Raw genomic sequence first — 1,927 nt, forward strand, 5'->3', positions numbered from 1 at the left:
ATCCAGAATTCCTCAAATAAGTAGTCTTTGAAAACGTAACTGATGAAAAGAAGAATGCCAATTATTAATATCAATTTACTGTGTCTCACTTAGTTTGTTTAAATGCTGCACAACGTTCCCGCGGTATGGTGTCGTGGCAGTTTCTTTCACGGGTGAAAGGAACTGTCATGACGAAAGGAGCTTTGCGCGAACGTTGATATTTTTTAATTAAAAGAACTGCCATGCACTATACCGTGTGTTAGCCCCTGCCTTTTTCACTTTCATATTTATTGAACGATAATTTTCCTAGTGATTATGACATTGTTTAATTTAATGCGAACCAAATAAATGTCACTAAAAGGTATTTCAATAATATTTTTGCCTTTGAAAACTGGGGTTGTTAGTATCATTTTACCGTTTATTTTGTAAACGCTTATTAGTGCATTACCGGGCAGATCAATATATAAATTTTTCTTAAGAGTGTAAAGATCAATGTCTTGAGATATGGTTTTGTTAACTAAGGTAGGAGATGATACTTTGATTGATATAGTTTTAAAAGAATTAATGCCAATAAAGCTAGGGAAAGTGGCATTAGTCATTTCGCAATAGACCTTTTCAGCTTGTGGCTTTAGAAATACTGTTTTACCCTTGAAAAGAATATAATCAGTATTTAATACTAGTGTTGCATTACTTTGGGTTTTCCATTTATAAGTAGTAGTATTACCATTAACTGATAATTGTGAGCTTAGGTCTAAAGTATCCCCTATATTAATGGTTTCATCAAGCAACATTGAGTCCTGAGGACTATAAGCATAATATAAAATATTTTGGAGTGGTAGACTGTTAAAATTGAATTGATTACTAAAACAGTTAAGTGTTGTCAATGCAGTATTATTTGTTACATCCAATGTAGTTAATTGGTTGTTACCACAAGTTAAATCGGTTAATGCCATATTCTTACTGACATCCAAATAACTAAGTTTATTGTTGTCGCAATATACCAATTTCAATGATGTATTTTTACTTAGATCTAAATTAGTTAATTGGTTCCTGTAGCAAAATAGATATTCCAAGTCTAAATTTTTGCTGATATCTAGCATTGTTAATTGGTTTCTATCACAAGCAAGCTTAGTCAGTGCAGTATTCGTGCTAACATCCAAATATCCAATTTGATTATCCGAGCAAACTAGTTCTCTCAGTGCAGAATTGGTGCTAACATCCAAATTCTTAATTTGGTTATTTGCAAAATATAAATATGTCAGCGCCATATTTGTATTCAAATCTAAATTGGTGAGTTGGTTGTTTGAGCAATAAAGGTCATTCAATAATTTATTATTGCTTAAATCCAAAGTTGAGAGCTGGTTGTCACGGCAATTAAGTGATGTCAATGCGATATTATTTGTTACATCCAATTCTGTAAGCTGACATTGTCTGCAATTAAGGTAAATAATATTTTCACCGTAAATCTTAATAGTTTGCGAACCTACTAGAGGTCCCTCAATAGTAGTTTCATTTGTTCCAATAGTTTTATCAATTAGAACTCCATCTCCAAAATCAATTTGGAAATTTGTGTTATCGGTTTCTGATTTTAAAACGAAACTTATTATTGATCCTATTTTATCAGTTGTAGTCATGGTGATTACAGGCTCAGATGCAAGTACCGTTGAAAGGAATAAAATTGATATAAATAATAAAATAGTAAATTTTTTCATTTGTATATTTTTTTACTAAAAGCTCATTATCTATTATTGTTTAGTGCTTTGCCAGGCTTGGGGCTAACGTTCCCGCGGTATGGTGTCGTGGCAGTTTCTTTCACCCGTGAAAGGAACTGTCAGGACGAAAAGAGCTGGCAGCGAACGTTGAACTATTTGGTTTAAAAGTACTGCCATGCACTATGACCGCGTGTTGTATGCCGTTTTTTATTCATCTAAGTTGATCAACTCATCTT

General features: G+C 32.8%; 1 protein-coding gene. It reads right to left on the minus strand.

Annotated features, from left to right (window positions below):
• Positions 1 to 266: 266 nt before the first annotated feature.
• Positions 267 to 1,691 (minus strand): T9SS type A sorting domain-containing protein, encoded by a 1,425-nt coding sequence (locus ACE01N_RS20345; RefSeq protein WP_380592890.1) that lies wholly within the window; start codon positions 1,689 to 1,691, stop codon positions 267 to 269.
• Positions 1,692 to 1,927 lie beyond the last annotated feature (236 nt).

Source organism: Quyinboa ferrireducens, assembly GCF_042436675.1.
Taxonomy (GTDB): domain Bacteria; phylum Bacteroidota; class Bacteroidia; order Bacteroidales; family UBA5342; genus JBHJHP01.

Coding starts and splice junctions, on each gene's coding strand:
- ACE01N_RS20345 (WP_380592890.1), bottom strand. CDS start 1,691: ATGAAAAAATTTACTATTTTATTATTTATATCAATTTTATTCCTTTCA.